The sequence below is a fragment of the Marinomonas spartinae genome (assembly GCF_900089775.1).
Lineage (GTDB): Bacteria > Pseudomonadota > Gammaproteobacteria > Pseudomonadales > Marinomonadaceae > Marinomonas > Marinomonas spartinae.
In genome coordinates this window covers 341126-361056 of the sequence record NZ_FLOB01000004.1, presented here as the reverse complement: position 1 = coordinate 361056, position 19931 = coordinate 341126, and the positions used below count along the sequence as shown (strand labels likewise).

The 19931-nt window shown below is 44.4% G+C and carries 14 protein-coding genes; 13 read left to right on the top strand and 1 reads right to left on the bottom strand.

The window, feature by feature from the left end:
* Window positions 1–6: 6 nt before the first annotated feature.
* Window positions 7–939: a LysR family transcriptional regulator gene (locus MSP8886_RS11540; protein WP_245659090.1), complete on the bottom strand. Its 933-nt coding sequence runs from the start codon at window positions 937–939 to the stop codon at window positions 7–9.
* Window positions 940–1062: 123 nt separating this feature from the next.
* Between MSP8886_RS11540 and MSP8886_RS11535 the strand changes: the two genes are divergently transcribed.
* The 13 genes from MSP8886_RS11535 (at window position 1063) to MSP8886_RS11475 (ending at window position 19889) form a co-directional block, all read left to right on the top strand.
* The gene (locus MSP8886_RS11535; RefSeq protein WP_067016536.1) at window positions 1063–2670 is read left to right on the top strand and encodes an NADH-quinone oxidoreductase subunit L; all 1608 of its coding nucleotides are present in this window, start codon (window positions 1063–1065) and stop codon (window positions 2668–2670) included.
* Between the two features lie 12 nt (window positions 2671–2682).
* Window positions 2683–5127, top strand: coding sequence for a YbcC family protein (locus MSP8886_RS11530; protein WP_245659089.1), 2445 nt, complete (start codon window positions 2683–2685; stop codon window positions 5125–5127).
* 395 nt (window positions 5128–5522) lie between these two features.
* Window positions 5523–6539: a TRAP transporter substrate-binding protein gene (locus tag MSP8886_RS11525; protein ID WP_067016534.1), complete on the top strand. Its 1017-nt coding sequence runs from the start codon at window positions 5523–5525 to the stop codon at window positions 6537–6539.
* 29 nt (window positions 6540–6568) lie between these two features.
* Entirely contained in the window at window positions 6569–7087 is a 519-nt protein-coding gene (locus tag MSP8886_RS11520; protein WP_067016532.1) for a TRAP transporter small permease, read from the top strand.
* A gap of 83 nt (window positions 7088–7170) precedes the next feature.
* Window positions 7171–8463, top strand: coding sequence for a TRAP transporter large permease (locus tag MSP8886_RS11515; RefSeq protein ID WP_067016530.1), 1293 nt, complete (start codon window positions 7171–7173; stop codon window positions 8461–8463).
* Between the two features lie 337 nt (window positions 8464–8800).
* Entirely contained in the window at window positions 8801–10180 is a 1380-nt protein-coding gene (locus MSP8886_RS11510; RefSeq protein WP_067016528.1) for a diaminobutyrate--2-oxoglutarate transaminase, read from the top strand.
* An 18-nt stretch (window positions 10181–10198) separates the two neighbouring features.
* Complete coding sequence (locus MSP8886_RS11505) at window positions 10199–12010, top strand: IucA/IucC family protein (protein WP_067016526.1); 1812 nt, start codon at window positions 10199–10201, stop codon at window positions 12008–12010.
* The gene (locus MSP8886_RS11500; protein WP_067016524.1) at window positions 12003–13280 is read left to right on the top strand and encodes a type III PLP-dependent enzyme; all 1278 of its coding nucleotides are present in this window, start codon (window positions 12003–12005) and stop codon (window positions 13278–13280) included. Before MSP8886_RS11505 ends, MSP8886_RS11500 begins: the two co-directional genes overlap by 8 nt.
* Complete coding sequence (locus MSP8886_RS11495) at window positions 13265–14728, top strand: DHA2 family efflux MFS transporter permease subunit (protein WP_067016522.1); 1464 nt, start codon at window positions 13265–13267, stop codon at window positions 14726–14728. Before MSP8886_RS11500 ends, MSP8886_RS11495 begins: the two co-directional genes overlap by 16 nt.
* On the top strand, window positions 14725–16575 hold the full coding sequence (locus MSP8886_RS11490) for an IucA/IucC family protein (protein ID WP_067016520.1): 1851 nt from the start codon (window positions 14725–14727) through the stop codon (window positions 16573–16575). The genes MSP8886_RS11495 and MSP8886_RS11490 overlap by 4 nt, the downstream gene beginning before the upstream one ends.
* The gene (locus MSP8886_RS11485; protein ID WP_067016518.1) at window positions 16569–17348 is read left to right on the top strand and encodes an HpcH/HpaI aldolase family protein; all 780 of its coding nucleotides are present in this window, start codon (window positions 16569–16571) and stop codon (window positions 17346–17348) included. The genes MSP8886_RS11490 and MSP8886_RS11485 overlap by 7 nt, the downstream gene beginning before the upstream one ends.
* Window positions 17345–19216, top strand: a complete 1872-nt coding sequence (locus MSP8886_RS11480) for an IucA/IucC family protein (protein WP_067016516.1) — start codon at window positions 17345–17347, stop codon at window positions 19214–19216. The genes MSP8886_RS11485 and MSP8886_RS11480 overlap by 4 nt, the downstream gene beginning before the upstream one ends.
* Window positions 19217–19286: 70 nt before the next feature.
* Window positions 19287–19889, top strand: coding sequence for an RraA family protein (locus MSP8886_RS11475; protein ID WP_175365301.1), 603 nt, complete (start codon window positions 19287–19289; stop codon window positions 19887–19889).
* Window positions 19890–19931 lie beyond the last annotated feature (42 nt).

Below are 19931 nucleotides of genomic sequence, written 5' to 3'. Positions count from 1 at the left end.
GAATACTTATGACTCCTCGTTGGCATACTGGTTAATCGCGGTTTGAATCAAATCAATGACAGACTGGGCGGCAAATTTACGTGGCACCGTGATCGCGTAGAAGTTCTCAAACGCCTGTGGAATGCTTTCATAATCCTGCAGCAACTTAGCTTGAATCTCGTCTTTGACGACTACTGGTGGTAAAACGGATAAATAGCCACTGTCACGGGCTAACAATCGCAACATGGCCATATCGTCCACTTCCGCCTTTATCTCTGGCTGATATTGATGGGCGGCACAAAAAGATTCAAACGAGGAACGAATATCGGTATTTTTTCCCGGCACAACCCATTTTTTATCCCGATAGCCCTCTGGAAAAGCCGTGTTCGGCTTGTCACCATAAGGCCCGATAATGGCCACCGCTTGGCGGGCAACCAACTGGTTTTGCCAAGTGGTCTCTTGGCTTTCGCTTAAAATCGCTCGATTAGTTAAGGCTAAATCCAACTCATGGTTCACCAAACCATTAAGTAAATCTGTCATCCCACGAGAAGACAAAGAAAAACTCACATGCTCACTTTCTAGTAACGGCTCAATAAAGCTCTCGATAAAATTTCTTGATAGATTACTCTGTATGCCCAAAGTAATGTGCTGAACTTGTGTGGCCCTGCCCTTTTGTAAAAAGTTTTCAAGCTCCTCACCGGTATTAAAAATGTCTTGCGCATAAGCCAACACGCGTCGCCCCACATCCGTCAGGATCAATTTTCGACCTTGGCGTACAAATAAGGTTACATTCAGACTGTGCTCTAATTGCTTGATTTGCGCAGACAAAGCCGATTGAGAAATATGTAAAATATCTGCGGCTTCCGTTAAGCTTGGACTCCGCGCAACCTGCCAAAAATAATACAAATGATGGTAATTCAATCGCGCCATGGGGCAGTTTCGCTCATTTAGATAATTCATCTTCATTCTACCTCAATACATACATAAAACAGAACGTTTGGTTTTAATATATGTATTTTTATTAACCAAATAAAAACTTCATAATCGGTGACATCCAATTAAGTTCTTGTTTAGAGGTAATACATGTCTCTCATTGCTTTGAGTTTTTTGCCTATCTGCATCCCGTTAGCCTATCTATTCGGTGGCTGGTATGCTGGACGCGATACCGCTACCAATGTGCCAACTAAAGCCACTTGGTTAAGCCGTGGTATACTGGCTATCTTTTTAATGACCTTCCCAGTTAGCTATTTCTTTGCCGATGATTGGCAATCTTCTGACCTTATCCTTCACACCTCATTAAGCCAAGTTATGTTGGGGTTAGTCAGCATCATGGGCTGGGTACTCATTACTTTCTCCCGTAATTACATGGCAGGACAAGCCAATAGCAACCAATACTACCGCTGGATGATGTTTACCTTGGCATCCGTCGCCATCACAGTCACGACCAATCATTTAATCATTTTTTGGTTTGGTTGGCTGGGCATTAGCTTGTCTCTTCATAATTTACTGACCTTCTATCCGGACCGACCTCGTGCCATCCTAGCGGCCCATAAAAAATTCATCTTAGCGCGTATTGCAGAGTTGTCTTTGCTAGTCGCCTTCGTATTGCTTGGCCTACAACATGGCACCCTCTATATTAGTGATATTTTAAACAGCTTAACCATTGACTCCTACGCGGGATACCGCCTCACAACAACAGACCAAATCGCCGCAGTACTCATTGCTTTTGCCGCCTTAATTAAATGTGCTCAGTTGCCTTTTCATGGTTGGCTCATACAAGTGGTCGAATCACCAACACCGGTCAGTGCTTTGCTCCACGCTGGTATCATTAACTTAGGTGGTTACATGGTACTGTTATTTACGCCACTGGTTGCGCAAAGTACCACGGCTCTTTGGTTACTACTGTTAGTGGCAGGGTTTTCGACCTTAGCCAGCGCCTTGGTAATGACAACTCGCATCAGTGTAAAAGTCCGTCTTGCTTGGTCCACCAGCGCGCAAATGGGGTTAATGTTGCTCGAATTCGCTTTAGGAATGTATGAGCTGGTTTTATTGCACTTATTGGCCCACTCTTTCTATAAGGCCTATTCATTCTTAAATTCCGGTAATGCAGTCAACGACCACCTTCGCCTACTTCTTTCTAAACCCTTTGTTAAAGGTATGCCCAAGAAAGAAGTACCAAGTGGACAAGAATGGTTTTCGACCATCGCTATCACCACCGCCTGTGTTGTTGTCGTAAAAGCCTTATTTGATTTTGAAGGCGCCTTTAGCACTTGGTGGTTATTTTCTCTAGCGCTTACTGTCTTGATTATCCAGTGGCAAACATCTGAACATGCTCCCTCGAGTGTCTACACTATAGTAGTAGGTCTATTACTGTGTGTGGTTTACGCTACGCTAAAAAAACTCATCGATATAATGATTCCTATTTCAGACATTGGCCGAATTAATGCCTTTTCTTTGGCCGACGTCTGGGCAATGCTGCTTTTCACCAGTCTCTTTGTACTAAATGCACTACTGTATTACCGAGTACATTGGCCAGCCGTACGCAGGCTATCCATTGTCTTGTTTGCTGGGCTTTATCTAGATGAATGGCTCACTCGTGTTGCCCTTAAAATCTGGCCCGTCACCTTACCTGCCAGGGCAAAAGAGCAGCATATCGCTCCCGTTACCATTCATTCACCTGCTAAATCATAGGAAGATTACATTATGGTTATGACTCATACACAAGATCCGTCACTATCTGAGCCCATACTCAGCTCACGCCAACTAGCGATCTTGACGCATGCGTCAAGTAACATTGCCCCCAGTTGGCCCCTAGATAAATTAATTGCTGTTAACCCACTGTGGTCAATGGTGAACCAGCCCTATGATCAGGTCACTAGCGAGCTATCGGCCTTAGCAAATATTAAGTCTCACCTGCCTCTGGAAACTTATATAGCGTGGTATGAAGAGGGTCGTATTTATCTTGATATGCTGGAAAAAGCCGCCAAACAGTATGGCCTTACGCTATGCTCAACGGAGTTGTTAACGCATTTAAGCAAAACGCATTTTCAACCAAACTCATGGCAATCCCTCGCAGATCTGGCTGATCAACATCGTCCAGCGACCAAAATGTCATGGCATGATGAAATCACCCATCAGGTAAGTCAGTTCTGTGCGGCCCATTATCAAAAACAAAGTCCAACCTTAAGACAAAAAGACACCCGCCATGAGATTGGTTTGTATCCTCATTGGTTAGAAATCACCACAGAAGATCGGGGGTTAAGCATTATCATGGGAGAGGCTAATCTCAGTCGCTTTTTCCACGAGCTGCCAAAAGACCAAAACGAACTGTTCGCGCTGGCGATACAGGAGCTTGGCTTAAATGATGAAACCTTAGCCGTCTACGCTCACGCCCTGCTGCTCGATATTAACGGTTGGAGTAGCTATCTTGCTTATTTAAATTGGCCAAGCAATACAGAAGGTGACCAACAAGAACAGCATGTTATCGCGTTACTTGCCATTAAAATGGCATGGGAACTTGTTATCTGGCGTTACTTAAATCACGCAAAACCATCATCATTAAGTAGAATAATCAATAAATGGACATTACAGAAAAAGAATATTGAATCGCTATACAATGCTCATCGCGATGCCTTAGTGATTCCCCAGATCTGGTCATTAGCCCTAGAATACAGTGAACAGGCCGATTTTCACCGTCTACTCAGAGAATCTGCACCATCACAGGACACAGTCGACAATCCGCTGTTGCAGGCGATTTTTTGCATCGATGTTCGCTCCGAAGTGTATCGTCGTGCCTTAGAAAAACAATCTAATCACATTCAAACATTGGGATTTGCAGGCTTTTTTGGTTTACCTATTGAGTACCAAGCAAAAGATACACAATTCGCCAGACCACAGTTGCCAGGTTTGCTCAGCCCCGCAATTACCGTGACCGAAACCAAGTCGAATTCCCAACACGTTCATCACCAGCAAGATGAAGCCCGTTGGCATCGTTGGGGACATGCCGCTCCAGCCGCCTTTTCCATGGTAGAGTCTATGGGGTGGTGGTATGCCTTTAAAATGTTTAAACAAACATTGTTTCCAACGCGTCAGGTTCATCCGGCTAACCGTCTCGCCCCAGATACACAATGGCAGCTCATTCAGCAGGGCATAGCATTAACGGATCAAGACAAGGCAAACCTAGCCAAAGGTATCTTGGATACCATAGGGCTGAAGCACTACGCCCCTATCGTCATGCTAGTCGGACATGGTAGCCACACTAGTAACAACCTCCACGCCGCTGGACTAGAATGTGGTGCCTGTGGCGGACAAAGTGGAGAAATCAATGTCAAAGTATTGGCCACTTTATTGAACGATACAAAAGTACGGACGCTTTTAACTCAAATGGGCGCCAATATTCCCGACACCACACAATTTATCGCGGCACTACACAATACCACAACCGACCAATTTAGCTGCTTTGAAAACGTCGATGACAAAATCTCAGGTTGGTTAGAACAAGCCACTTATCTTGCACAAAAAGAACGTGCCAAAAAGCTTGATGCGTCACTTGTCGACTTATCCAACTTAGAGCGCTTTCATGCTTTTATTCAACGAGCCAATGATTGGTCTCAAGTCAGTCCAGAATGGGGCTTAGCAAACAACCACTCCTTTATCATTGCACCGCGTCATAAAACCCGCCATATGGATCTAAAAGGAAGAAGCTTCTTACACGATTACGATGCGAACAATGATCCAGACTTCAGTATTCTGGAACGCTTGCTAACGGCCCCTATGCTGGTGGCCCATTGGATCAATATGCAATACAACCTTTCAGTCACAGACAACTATAAGTTCGGCAGTGGCAACAAAGTGTTACACAACGCCGTAGGTGGCAATATCGGCGTATTTGAAGGCAATGGCGGGGATCTACGAATTGGTTTACCGATGCAATCCATCAGCAATGGCACTAACTGGATGCATACCCCTGTTCGACTCGCCGTCTACATCAACGCCCCAAAGCATGCCATTGAACAAATTACTGCTAAGCACGATATCGTCAGACAACTGATCGACAACAATTGGCTTTATTTATTCCAGTGGGATAACAGTAACAACATTGAACGCTTTTATAAAAAGGAATGGTTAAACACATCAACAGATGAGTAAGGTTATTGTTAAAAGGTTACAAGATCTTTGCACTGCTACCTCGTGTAGAGATCTCTATAATCAGCTTACAACAATGAACAGATACGTTGAGATGGCATCACCAAGTAAACACCTACCCCAGTCAGTTTGGGCACTCAAGCCCAAACTGAACCTTACTCTAATTTTATATTTGAAACTTATCAGCCCCTACAACGCACCGTTATGTGACATTTTCTATAGCAAATAGAAAAAGTGACAGTAAATCAACGCGACTTCCTCTTTTAATGCAATAAAAAAACAAAATACTGAATATCAAAATCAACAAAACCATGTAGCATTCTGTAACAGAAACAAGGATTTTCTTATATAAAAAATCTAACACACAACAAATATAATTATAAAATCTGGAGTGCTTCATGAAAAAAAGATACCTAAACCTATCTTTAACCGCCGCCCTTGCAACAACCGCTTTTCTTGGCCTAGCCTCTACACAAGCGTCAGCATCTGATTTAACCGTACGATTTGCATGGTATATGCCACCGCATACTGCTACGGCTAATCAAGCAGCAACCATCGCAAAAAATATTAGAGAAATGAGCCATGGTAGCATTAAAGTACTTACCTATCCTTCTGGCTCTCTCCTCAAAGCCTCTAACATCGCCAATGGTTTAGCAAATAACACGGCTAATATGGGCATTAATGCCATGCACTGGTGGTCTAAATACGCTCCAGCGTTACAGTGGGATACCATTCCTTTCCTCGCACCAAATGCGACAACATTACTCAAAGCATTACACGGCAAACTGGGTAAAGATGTTGATGCTATTTTAGAAAAGCACGGCGTTCACGTTGTTGCTTGGGGCTTCTACGGTTATGCTAAATCTTATGTAAACAGCAAAAGAACAATCATCAAACCAGCAGATCTTAAAGGCTTAAGAATGCGCTCAGAAGGCAGCCTTTCTGCTATGTTCCTTAAGAGCCAAGGCGCCACTCCAGTTGCCATGGACTCCAGTGAAGTCTATACCTCTATGCAACGAGGCGCTTTAGATGGCGCAACCTCGGGCCTATCGACCATCACGTCACGTAAATGGTATGAAGTAGGCAAATACGTTACCGCTATTCACTATGTTCCTTTGGTTTACCCTGTTCAAGTCAACCTCAAATGGTGGAAAGGGCTAACTCAACAACAGCGTGATCTGATCACCAAAGCCGCTCAATCATCAGAAAAAGCAGCCGTTCAAGACATCGAAAATGAATTTACTAATGATATCAAACTTCTAAAAGCGAAAGGCAACCAAGTCACACAATTAACTGGCAAGCAGTTATCGCCTTGGAAAGAAACCGCTGGCGTCATGGAACGTAAATTGTATCTTAAAGAAACAGGGGCAACTGGTCAGAAAATTCTCGATGACCTAAAACCCTACAGCAAGTAACACGCCTCCTTTTCTTCTAGGTATATTCAATGACACATACAACTGAGACATCCCCATTTGGCCGTTTGGTCAAATGGGTAAGGGATTTAACGGGAGGGCTAGCTAAATTAATCAGCATCATGGCGGCACTATCCCTCATTTTATTATCCACCTCCATCATTGCCGGTATTGTCCTGCGTATGATCCACATAGATAACTCTTGGACTTACGATCTTGATTTATTTTGCCTAATTTGGCTGGCCTTTACGGGGGCCGTTGCGACAGCAATGGGCCGCCATCATGTGACAGCAGGTATTGCCCTAGAAAATCTAATCGGACGAGGAAAACTACTGATCATTCTGCGTTTTTTAATCCTATTTAGCTTTTTGTGCTTTATGTCATACGCTGGCTTTTTGCAGGTATTAGACAGTTTCACCATGCAAGAAATCACTTTAGATGTGGTTCAGTGGCCAGTATGGATTGCTAAAGCCGCTATTCCTTTGGGAGCAGGTGTCTGGGCGGTGGCAGAATTGCACAAGTTCATACTGGATATCAGCCAAACCGATTAGAAACATTGCTACGACACATGTTTCATAAATTCACGACTTCGTGAAAAAAGTCTCGATTAATTAGTATTTATTGGAACTCATAAATGACCTTTACGATCACTATCTGTGCCTTGGCTATACTCATGATTCTGGGATTGCCAATCTCCGTCTCACTACTGATTAGTGGTATGCTCGGTTACATGATAACCATTGGTGTTGGGCCTGGCATTAACGCGCTCACACAAACGGCCTACAGTGACCTCAACTCTTTTGTTATTATTGCCATTCCGCTCTATATCTACATGGGCCAGCTCATGCTCAAGGGGGGAGCTGGGAAAGACTTATTCAGCTTTGCTCATCGCATAACAAGAAAACTTCCCGGTGGTCTCGCCATCGCTGCCACGTTAGCCAGTACTATATTTGCCGCGATTTCAGGCTCCTCCACGGCAACGGCTGCGACTATTGGTTCGATTAGTATTCCTGAAATGCGTGAGCGTGGTTACCCAAAACGACTCAGTGCAGGCTGTGTTGCCGTATCGGGTACATTAGGTATTTTGATACCACCAAGCATTTCGTTCATTCTCTATTCATTAGTCACCAACACCTCTGTTAACAAATTGTTTCTAGCCGGTATTATTCCAGGCTTGATGCTAGCCGGATTATTCTCGGTCTATTCCATTTATGCGATGCGTAAAAAAGCCGTTAAGGATGTGAATGACGGACAAGCAGAAGAAACGAAAGCACCTATCACCTTCGATATGATTGCCAGTTTGTTATTGATTCCAGTGGTGCTGGGCGGGATCTATACAGGATTATTTACCCCTACAGAAGCCGCTGGTGTCGGGGTGATCTATGCCCTATTACTGACCATATTCCTCAAACGCAGCTTATCACTTAAACTCTTCTGGCAAGCGACTATGTCCAGTGTCGAAACCAGCGCCATGATACTGATGTTAATCGCAGGGGCGTCCGTATTTGGTAATACGCTATCACTTCTGCAAGTGCCTCAAGACGTAGCGCAATGGATAGATTCACTGAATTTATCTGCCATTCAGTTTTTAATCTTAATCAACATCCTTTACTTAATACTGGGTATGTTTATGGATGCGGCCGCGGCGATTCTTGTCACCGTTCCCATTCTGTTGCCAGCACTACAAGCATTGGATATCAACCTTGTCTGGTTTGGCGTGATTCTGGTTATCAATATGGAAATAGGTGCCGTGACGCCACCTGTTGGCATGAACCTATTTGTGGTCAAAGCCATCTGTGAAGACTTCACCATTAAAGATGTGCTGGTTGGCGCCTTTCCTTACGCTATGATGGGATTGTTAGGGTTAGTACTAATCATGGTCTTCCCAGACATTGCGATGTACCTCCCCAATCTATCTCCAAATTAATACTCTAGGGGCGACCTATAGAAGAAATATAGGTCGCCCCTCGTCATTTTAGATACCATTCACCGTTTAACGGTCGCTAAACCGTAGCCTCTAAACGGTTCACCTCTTCCTTATTCAGCATCATACGAGTTAACAAACACTAGAAGCGGCGAGTTCCGTTATTTCGGTGCTTTTTCCTTACCTTATCTTCAGTCGCTACTCTTTATTCCCTCCCTTCACCAACAAATGTAAGAAAATAGAAAATATGTTAATGATAATCATTATCATATTGATCAAACGAGCAAACTCTGTATTATTAACCGCAAATGAGATTCATTTGCAATAAAAGGAGTTGATAATGTCACATACTAAATCTGGCAAAGTTTTTGAAGAGCAAAGGGATAATGAATACTACTTAAATAGGCAGGATGCCTTTGAGTCTAATGTTCGAAGTTATCCAAGAAAGTTGCCTTTTGCTATTGCCAAAGCCAAAGGAGTATGGATCACGGATGTAGAAGGTAAAGAATATCTAGATTGTCTAGCCGGTGCAGGAACGCTCGCTCTAGGCCATAACCATGATGATATTTTAGAAGCCTTAAACGCTTTCCTTATTTCCGGTATGCCAATGCATACACTGGATCTTACCACGCCAATCAAAGATCAATTCAGTGAAGCTTTGTTATCTATCCTGCCAAACAAAGGCAAAGAGTATTGCTTACAGTTTTGTGGCCCTTCTGGTGCCGACGCGGTAGAGGCCGCGCTCAAACTGGCAAAGATTGCCACTAAGCGAAATACCATTATTAGCTTCACTGGTGGGTATCACGGCATGACACATGGCGCTTTAGCGGTAACGGGTAACAACGGTCCAAAAGAGCACGTTACCAACCTCATGCCTGGTGTTCAATTCTTTCCTTTTCCCCATAATTATCGCTGCCCAACGGGTATGAGTGGCGAAAAAGGCGCGGGTATACTCGCTTGTCAATTCCAGCATTTTATCGAGGATGTTGAGCGCGGGAGCCCACTGCCTGCGGCGGTTATTTTAGAAGTAGTTCAAGGCGAAGGTGGCGTTAATCCAGCACCAATACACTGGCTTCAACAAATCAGAAAAGTCACTCAAGAGCATGGCATTTTAATGATAGTCGACGAAGTGCAAAGTGGCTTTGGTCGTACGGGACGAATGTTTGCTTTTGAAGAAGCGGGTATTGAGCCAGATATGATCGTCATGTCCAAAGCCATTGGTGGTGGGCTTCCTTTGGCCATTCTGGGTATCAAAAAGCAATTTGATGCTTGGCATCCAGGTGCTCATTCAGGCACATTTCGAGGAAATCAATTAGCCATGGCGGCAGGCATTAGCACCTTAAACACACTCAATAAGCCGCATTTTTTGGGCTCTGTGATGCAGCGCGGTCACTGGCTAACTGGCCAACTACAAGCGCTTCAGTCTCACTATCCTTGTCTCGCACAAGTACGTGGTCGAGGCTTAATGATTGGCATCGAGATTGTCGACGAAGGTTTGCCTTCTGACTCATCCGGTGCCTATGTCGGTGATGGGTTACTGGCAGCAGAAATACAAAGACAGTGTTTCAAACAGGGACTCATCCTTGAACGAGGTGGTCGCAATGGCAATGTGATCCGCCTACTCCCTCCTCTCATTATTACACAAGATGAATGTTTTGAAGTAGTACTTCGTTTTGAAAGCGCTCTTGAACGAGCAATCAAACAAATGCGTAACGCCTGATCTAAAAGGAATATAGACATGAAACAGCCACAACGCATGATGGCAAAAATCGTCAGCGAACTTGCTATGACACATGCATTACTCAATTGCCTGATCAAAGAGTTTGCTCTACCAGAAAAAAAACTACGCCATAATTGGCCTGAAGAGTTAAAAGGCTTACAGCCAGAAAGCTGCCTTAATGGTATTCGCCTCAAAGCGTTGCCTATTCTTATCGAGTTGTCACCCAAACGAGAATTGTTTGTTCTGGTCGATCGCTATAATTCACTCGGTAGCCAACGCTATCTTTCCGATGTGTATGTAAAGCACAAGGGGTCACCTTGGGCTATTTTAGAATTCGAGGCATTGGCTAAATTTATTCTAGAAGGTTGTGTCGTTTCAACCGGTTCTTTTAACTTGGAACTATTTGAACAGGTTTTATCTAGCCAACAACTTGTGAGCGATATTCTGTCTCACCAAGAAGACACTCAACAAAACGCTACTTTTTCAAACTATATTACAAGTGAACAAAGCTTATGGTTTGGTCATCCAAGTCACCCAGCACCTAAAGCTCGAATGTGGCCCGATGTTATCGCTCAGCAAGATGTTACACCAGAGTTTCAAGCGTCGGCCTTCCTACATTGTTTTGAAGTCCCTATCCAAGGGCTACAAACCCAGTCCAACAGTATCACTCAATCGGATATTTTAAACGCCGTTGCTCCTCAAGGCTCCTTACAAAGTTATACTCAAAAACAGCCTCAGAGTGAAGAAGACTACGCACTAATTTCTATGCATCCAGTGCAAGCACAGCTCTTCATGCAAGACGACAGGGTGAAATCTCTTCTACAGCAAAACATTATTCGCGACAAAGGACAAACAGGCTTTTATGCCCAGCCGACAGCGTCCATCCGTACTTGGTATATTGATAACAGCGACTACTTTATTAAAGGCTCTCTAAACGTTCGCATTACCAACTGTGTCAGAAAAAATGCTTGGTATGAATTAGAAAGTGCCATGGCTGTGGATCATTTGCTTAATCAGTTAGTAATGTCATCCCCCAACGCCTTTAAAGATGTCATCATTGCCAGAGAACCAGCCACCTTAAGCTGGAGTCCTTTGGACGCTAATGAAGAAGATCAACGCTGGTTCCGAGAGCAAACAGGCATCATCCTGCGTGAAAACTTCTGTAAGAAACAACCGACTGAAGCATTTCTTCTCGCTGCCACAGCCTTTGCACGAGATAACCATTTGCAACCTATGATCTGGAAACTATTAGGCAGTGATGCTTCTAATGAAGCCCGCTTGGCTTGGTTTTCACGCTATCAACAAGCACTATTACCACCGATCCTTAACCTCTTCTTTGATCACGGCATTGTGACAGAACCACACTTACAGAATACCGTTTTCACACATGAAAAAGGGGTGCCTAAGCAAATTCTGCTAAGAGACTTTGAGGGCGTAAAACTAACAGATGATTTAGGTTGCCATTATCTAGACACTCACTTTGAAGAAACCATTCATCCTACTGTCAAAGCGTCTTTAATCTACTCGCGAGAAAAAGGATGGAAACGCATTGCCTATTGCCTCTTCGTTAACAATCTATCGGAAGCCATTTTAGCATTAAGCTGGGATAGACCTCATCTTGCTGATGCCATGTGGGCGGGCGTAGAAGAAACATTAGTGTCTGTCTTACAGTCACTTAGCCAGCCCGCACCGGAGTTAAAAGCATTATTGCAAACAGGTGAGATAGCCTGTAAATGCAACTTAAAAGTACGCTTAGCGGCGCAAGCGGATAAACAAGCCGATTACGTACCGTTAACAGCACCTTGGTGTCAGGAGGTGACGTATGCATAATCTTCCTAGCACAGTGAAAAACGCTATTGTCGACCTCCGAGCGCGCTCGGCTGATCCTATATCTGCATTCGTTTACGACTTAGAGGGACTACAAACACACATTAAGCAAGTCATGGCGGCACTCCCCGAGAACGTCGAACTGTTTTATGCCATTAAAGCCAATAGTGATACAGAGATCCTCAATACTCTTGCTCCTTGGGTAAATGGTTTTGAAATTTCTTCTGGTGGCGAAATTGAGCGTATCGCTCGCTGCCAACAGAGGCTGCCTTTTATTTTCTCAGGTCCTGGAAAGTTAGATTCCGAGCTGGAAGCAGCGATTCACCAGAAGGTGGCGGCCATTCATGTGGAAAGCATTAGCGAAATTCATCGGCTTCAGGCCATTGCCAAAAAACTCAATCACACGCAAGCCGTCTTTTTGCGCATTAACCCGACGCTTCCTGACACCTTGAGTAGCCGTTTAACCATGGCAGGTAGAGCCACGCCATTTGGTATTGATGAAATGGACTTGCAAGAAGCCGTTAATGCGGTAGACGACTCCCCTAACCTGTTATTAGAGGGATTTCATGTTCATGCCATGTCTCACCAAAAGTCTCTGACGAAACATCAAATGCTCATCGACTTTTATCTAGAGCGCTGGCCTCACTGGAAAGCTCTATCCAATAAACCAGATAACATTACCCATATGAACGTTGGTGGTGGCATTGGCGTTAACTATAGGCAAGAAACACAATTTGATTGGTCGGCGTTCTGCCACTATTTAGATTGTGTCCTAAAACGCACCCCCGACTCACCTATTCTTCGTTTTGAACCAGGGCGCTTTATTAGCGCATTCTGCGGCTACTATGCGATGGAAGTGCTCGATAAGAAAACCAGCCATGGTGAATCTTTTGTCATTTGTCGCGGGGGCACCCATCAGTTTAGGCTACCTGTGGCACAAAGCCATGATCATCCGGTTATCCATCTTCCGTTGCACAATAATATATCCGAAGATCACAAACCCGAAGATAAACGCCGCTGGACACTCGTTGGTCAGCTCTGCACACCAAAAGACATACTCAGTCGTACCTGTGAGCTTAGCCTCTGCGAAGTAGGTGATATTTTGGTACTGCCACTAGCAGGCGCCTATGGCTATAACATTTCTCATGCCGCGTTTCTGTGTCACCCGACCCCCTTAATGACCTATCTTCCTATTCAAACACCAATAGAACATGGAAGTACGACTCGGGTAAAACAAACGTTTAATGAGGAGACATCGTGCGTGGCATCATAACGATTCATCCCGCTTGGGTCTTGTTTTGTGTGATTTTAGGGACAACAACGGTCAGCTTAAACAACAGCACCATTAACCCTGCTATCCCTGTTTTTATAGAACACTTTCATCTATCACCCATGGTCGCTACTTGGATTATGGCCGCATTTATGACCAGCATGGGCATCACCATGCCTCTGACCAACTATCTCAGTCAGAAATTCGGTCGTAAGTGTCTCTATTTAACAGGGATTGGCATTTTCTTGGTTGGTTCGATCATGGGGGCTTGGGCAAGTTCGATCGAAGCGATTTTGACCGCACGAGTGATCCAAGGTATCGCCAGTGGTTTGATCATTCCTCTGTCACTGGCGTTGATCTATGCTGTCTACCCTAAACCGGAACGTGGACGTATTACGGGGATTTGGGGCGCTGCGGTGATGCTATCACCAGCGGTTGGCCCGCTAATCGGTAGTCTTATTATTGAGACCTTCTCGTGGCCAGCTCTGTTTTTGATTAACTTGCCTTTTGCTTTTGTAGCGCTCGTCGTTGGTATTGTGGTTTTACCAAAAACAAAGCAAGAAAGCAGTGCCTCCTTCGATGGCATTGGCTACTTATTGATCGCGTTTGGCATAGGGGTTTTACTCTTTGCAACCGGACAAATCCGCTCATTAGAAGACTTTCAGCAACTAAATAACCTCCTTCTTATCTGTGTTGGTATCAGCCTGCTAATTGGATTTGTTATTTGGTCTTTAAGACATCCGCACCCACTGTTGGACTTAACACTTTTCAGCATAACGGGTTACCGTTATAGCACTATCATCGCAGTCGCCCAAGCCATTGCAATGTTTGAGACCTTGTTTTTGCTGCCACTGCTGATTCAAATGGTGCTAGGTCTCAGCCCTATTGTCACTGGGCTGCTACTGCTTACTACCGCGATATGCGCCAGTTTAGCAGGTCAATTTGCTGGAAAACAGCTGGATCAAAAAGGGCCTCAATGTGTGGTGACTTGCGGATTAATCATCGCTGGTGGAGCCACCCTTGGCTTAGGTTTCATTTCCATTTACAGCCCATTGTGGCTGCTGTATTTGGTCTGCGCATTGCGAGGTGTGGGGGTTGGGCTTTCTTATATCCCCATAACCACTGCTGGCATCAATACCTTACCTGACAAAATGGTGACGCAAGGCTCAGTGATGAACAATATCTCTCGACGCCTCTGCTCATCACTAATGCTCGTTTTAGGCGCAATATGGCTTGAGCTCAGCTTGAATCAAACTGGCATGAGTTTACCCGACCAATATGCCTCAGCCATTAGTAGCTTATTTCTAATGACTGGCTCACTTATTTTACTCACGTTTCCCCTGGCTCTCTTTTTTCCAAAAGAGCATGACACTTTTCCCAAAAAGCGTGGCATGAGTCACCCTCTTTCTATTAATCACCAACCCTTATCAAACAAGGAAGATACACTATGATACGCACACCATTCGTTGATGCGCCCTCACTCACTTGGTTTCATCACGATAAGCAGGACATTATCGAAAAAGTAGAACAAAGAGTAACGGGGCAATTATTGCAAACCCTTCTCTATGAAGACGTCATTCCATTCACAATAGAGGAGTCATCTAACAAACCCTCTCTTTTCGTTGTGACAGGAAAAGATGTGCAAAATAAAACGATAGAGTACCGCTGTTATGGCTACAAAAGTACGAGCTTTGATTTAATCCGTCTGGATTTCCAAAGCTTAGAACGCCTTGATCAAAAAGGTCATAAAACACCTGCATCCTTTTACCAAGTCATTGATGAGCTCCTCTACGATATCCCTAAAAGCGAACATTATGCTCGTTTTATTAACGAACTTGAACAGACCTTCATTAAAGATGTTCAGTCCCGTAGCCAAAATTATCAGCCCCCTAAACCTGCGGTTGAGCTTTCGCCCGAGGCGCTGGAACAGCACTTTATGGACGCCCACAGTTACCATCCATGCTACAAATCTCGGATTGGCTTCTCTTTAACGGATAATGCGCAATTTGGCCCCGAGTTTGGTGCCCCTATTTCTCTTGTTTGGCTGGCTATATCAAAATCATGCAGTACATTTGGCTTCTGCGGGGAACGTTCTGCCGAACATTTTTTGCAAGACGAATTAGGCGAGAAAAACTGGCTTAAATACCAACAGGAACTCAAGAAAAAAGGTAAAAATCCAGACGATTTTTGGCTTATCCCTGTTCACCCTTGGCAATGGGAACAGACTATTTTGTCGTCCTTTGCACAGGAGCTAATGGCCGAGGAGATTATTCCTTTAAGCAGCACCTCAACAGAATACCAAGCTCAACAGTCACTACGAACCCTGCAAAATATGACAGACGTTTCGCGCCCTTACGTAAAACTGTCTCTTAGTATGACGAATACCTCAAGCTCGCGAATTCTCGCCAAACATACGGTATTAAACGGTCCAATTATTACGGATTGGCTACAAACACTGATCCGTACGAATGAGACAGCCAAATCATTAGACTTTGTCATTCTCGGAGAAATGGCAGGAGTGAGCTTTGTGCAAGACCACTTACCTGAAAGCCGCAAACCACAAACCTATGGCGCGCTTGGGGCCATTTGGCGAGAGAGCATACATAGCTACCTTGAAGAAGGAGAAAGCGCTGTGCCCTTTAATGGCTTGAGCCATTTGGACAACCAATATTCAGAACTACCTGACTCCCCTTTTATCGATCCCTGGATTCAACAATATGGACTGGAGTCTTGGACAAAACGTCTCCTAGATATTACCGTCCCGCCGATTATACACATGCTTTATGCGGAAGGTGTGGGAATGGAATCCCACGGTCAAAACATTGTTCTGATCACTAAAAAAGGTTGGCCACAACGCATAGCCTTAAAAGACTTTCACGACGGTGTTCGATACTCGCCAACGCATCTTGCTCGACCAGAGCTGGCCCCAACCTTAGCCGAGGTACCTGAAAGCCATAAAAAACTGAACCGGAATTCTTTTATTGTCACCGATGATGTGGACGCCGTTCGTGATTTTTCATGTGATTGTTTTTTCTTTATCTGCCTATCTGATCTGTCCATCTTCCTTAAACAGAACTATCAATTATCAGAATCCCTGTTTTGGGAACATGTGTCACAAGTTGTGCTGGGCTACCAGCAGCAACACCCTCAACATGCATCACGCTACAAACTGTTTGATCTTTTTGCGCCTTATTATGAGGTAGAAGAACTGACCAAACGCCGATTACTTGGGGATGGAGAACGCCGCTTTAAAAAAGTCCCCAATCCACTACATCGTTTTGGACCTTCCGCATGTTAAGACAAAATCACCTTAAGCAGCAGATCAACTCTGGACAGCCAGTATACGGTCTATTCTGCTCAATCCCCTCACCTGCCATGATCGAGCTGATTGGAGAGGCTAACTATGACTTTGTCATCATCGATACTGAGCATGTGTTAATTAATCCTGAAACCATTGAGAACATGATTCGTACGGCTGAAAGCTATCAGCTCACGCCCTTAGTACGAGTCGCAGATTCTGACCCTAAAACCATGCTTCGGCTTCTTGATGGTGGCGCACAAGGCATTGTCTTACCCATGGTAGAAAACACCGATCAAGTCAAACAAGCCATTCAAGCATGTAAGTACTACCCCGAAGGCATTCGCAGTTTAAATGCGGGTCGACCTGGCGCATTCGGCAAGGCGCCTCTATCGGAATATGTCGCCCAAGCCAACAAGGAAATCATGCTGATTGCCATGATCGAAAGCCAACGTGGCGTAGAAAACATCGAAGACATCGTTGCAGTGCCTCACCTCGATATGATTCTGGAAGGTGCAGCGGACTTATCACAATCATTAGGTATGCCATGGCAGACCTCTCATAGCAATGTGCAAAATGCCCTGAACCACTGTCATCAAGCAGCCTGTCAAGCCAGTGTGCCTTATTGTGCCATCCCAAGAACACCTGATGACCATGGTAGTTGGTTAAGTAAAGGGGTGACGAGCTTTGTTTTAGGTGATGAACGAGGCACGGCATTTCGCGCTCTGCAATCCAAGATTAACTCTGTAAAGAAAGAAAGGAATGAACAATGAATACAAAGACCGCATCTGAGCAAGTCATACAGGATTTAATTGACTGCTTACTAGCCGAGGACTTTTTCGGTGACCTCAACTTAATGAATGTAAATGACTGGAACGTGCAGCAGAGTCCATCTTCCAAGCAAACGCTAAAGCCATACTTCCAAGATGCTCAGAGCAGCATGAGTAAAATCTGGCAGTGGCATTACGACCTTCCAGAACAAAGATCCATAGTGACATTGCTGCAACCAAGTATTACCCAAGCTTGGGAGCGCGTTCCCCATAACCCTGTTTTACTCTGTCAGTATGACCAATGTGTTGAGCTGACACCCAGTGACTTTCTTCGTTATGCATTAGAGGGTGTAAAAGATCGTTATCGTGGTAATGAAAAAGGCTTAGCCCTTTTTCAAGAAGTATTGGACATCAGTGTGCACCAAACACAACTATCGCAAGATCATCGCATTGAAAGTCGCCATTTACTGGAAAAAGACAATGCCGCTTTTTTTCTGGCAATGGAACAATGGGCCTCTCTGAGAGACCGACCCTACCACCCATTAGCTAAGGCTAAACATGGGTTGTCTGATCAAGAATACCGAGCCTATCAAGCGGAATTTAATCAGCCCGTTACACTAAATTGGGTCGCTATTCGAAAAGATTGGCTACAAACCGGTGACGGCATTGTACAGCTTGACCGTCAACAACCTTCACAGTACTTGTTACCTGATAAACAAGCTGAGACATTATTAAGAGAGCTGACTGAACTTGGGTTGCAAGAGAGTCATGTTGCCATCCCAGTGCACCCATGGCAATTTGATCATGTGCTGGAAAAACAACTTGATAAGCAATTCGCTGCTGGCCATTGCCAGCGCCTCACCTTTACTTGTGGTAATTTCTTTGCCTCATCGTCCCTAAGGTCTATGACACCTTGCTTTGATAGTAACGAGCACTTAAAGCTGCCAATGGCTATTTACTCTCTTGGGGCATCTCGTTACCTACCCGCCGTTAAAATGATCAACGGTGGCTACAGTGAAAAACTGTTACAGCAAAGCAAAACACTGGATCCTGTGCTTGAAGAAAAGTTATTCCTTTGTGAAGAAGATAAATGGTGGGCGTTTATGCCACCAGAAGCAACCCTATTTGATGAAGCACCACGGCATTTATCAGCGATGATCCGCACCTATCCTAACTCACTGCTAAAAAACCCAGACACTCGTATCATGCCAATGGCGGCATTGGGCACACCGCTACACGACTCAAAAGATCATTTCTTTGATGAGTGGTTATCCTATCGAAACCTTAGTCAAACAAAAGAATCGGTTCTCATGCTTTTCAAAGAACTGGCCTCCTGTTTCTTTGAGGTGAACCTACGTATGTTCCGAATTGGCATGCTTGGAGAAGCCCATGGACAGAACGCGGTGTTTGTCTGGAACAAAGGACAAGCACACGGCATGCTACTTCGTGACCATGACTCTTTAAGAATCTATGTACCATGGTTGGAAGCTAATGGCATGACGGACCCCAATTATTGTATCAAACCTGGACATGCCAATACTCTCTATCATGATCGACCAGAAGACCTGTTGTTCTGGCTACAAACACTCGCTATTCAAGTCAATATGCGCTCAATTATCGACACCTTGAGCCTTATCTATAACATTGAAAATAAACAGCTTTGGCAGGTCATGGGCGCAGAGATAAAACAGCTTATCAAATACATAAAGTTCTCTGATGAAGTCCGATCTATGTTAATTCATGAGTTATTTGAATGTGACAATTGGCCACAAAAACACCTGTTATCTCCCATGATTGATCGCGCTGGTGGACCTGGCAGCATGCCGTTTGGTAAAGGAACTGTCGTTAACCCATTTAAACAACTCTCTTAATCCCCTTCTATCGCTAAAGTGCGCCCTGATGCTAATCAAGAGGCGCACAATTTTCTTTTGGAACAAGCAGATGAAAGACCTATTTCACAACATTTCTACCTCAACATTAGGCCATTTAACCGATATAGGCTATTTGAGTAACATTCAATCACAAGTACCGAATCAAAAAATGGTAGGCCACATTGTGACCGTAAAAATATATCCTCCTGATGCTAGTATACTCAGGGAAGCACTCATCACCGCACAAGCTGGGGAGGTCCTTGCTATTGAGTGCGCAGTCAACGATCACTATGCCTGCTGGGGAGAGCTAAGGAACCTAGCGGCACAAATAAAAAAGCTAGCTGGCGTTATTATCGCGGGAAACATTACCGATATTAAAGCACTTAGGTCTCAACCCTTTCCCGTCTTTGCCCAAGGTGTAAGCGCTCTCACCACTCGGGCCACATCTGAACCTCAAAACGGGGAAATGAACATCCCTATTACTCTATCGGGCATCACCATCAATCCTGGCGATATTGCCATTGGCGATGACGATGGACTCTTCGTATTTTCTGAAGATTATGCACATAGCATCCACCAAGCAGCACAAGACAAAGAACAACAAGATAAAGCAATAAAAGAGGCCCTTCTAAGCAAATTCCTCTCACAAATTAACGAAATCGAGCCTATATAGTAAGAAATGTAAAAATCAGGTATTGATAATGATTATCAAAAA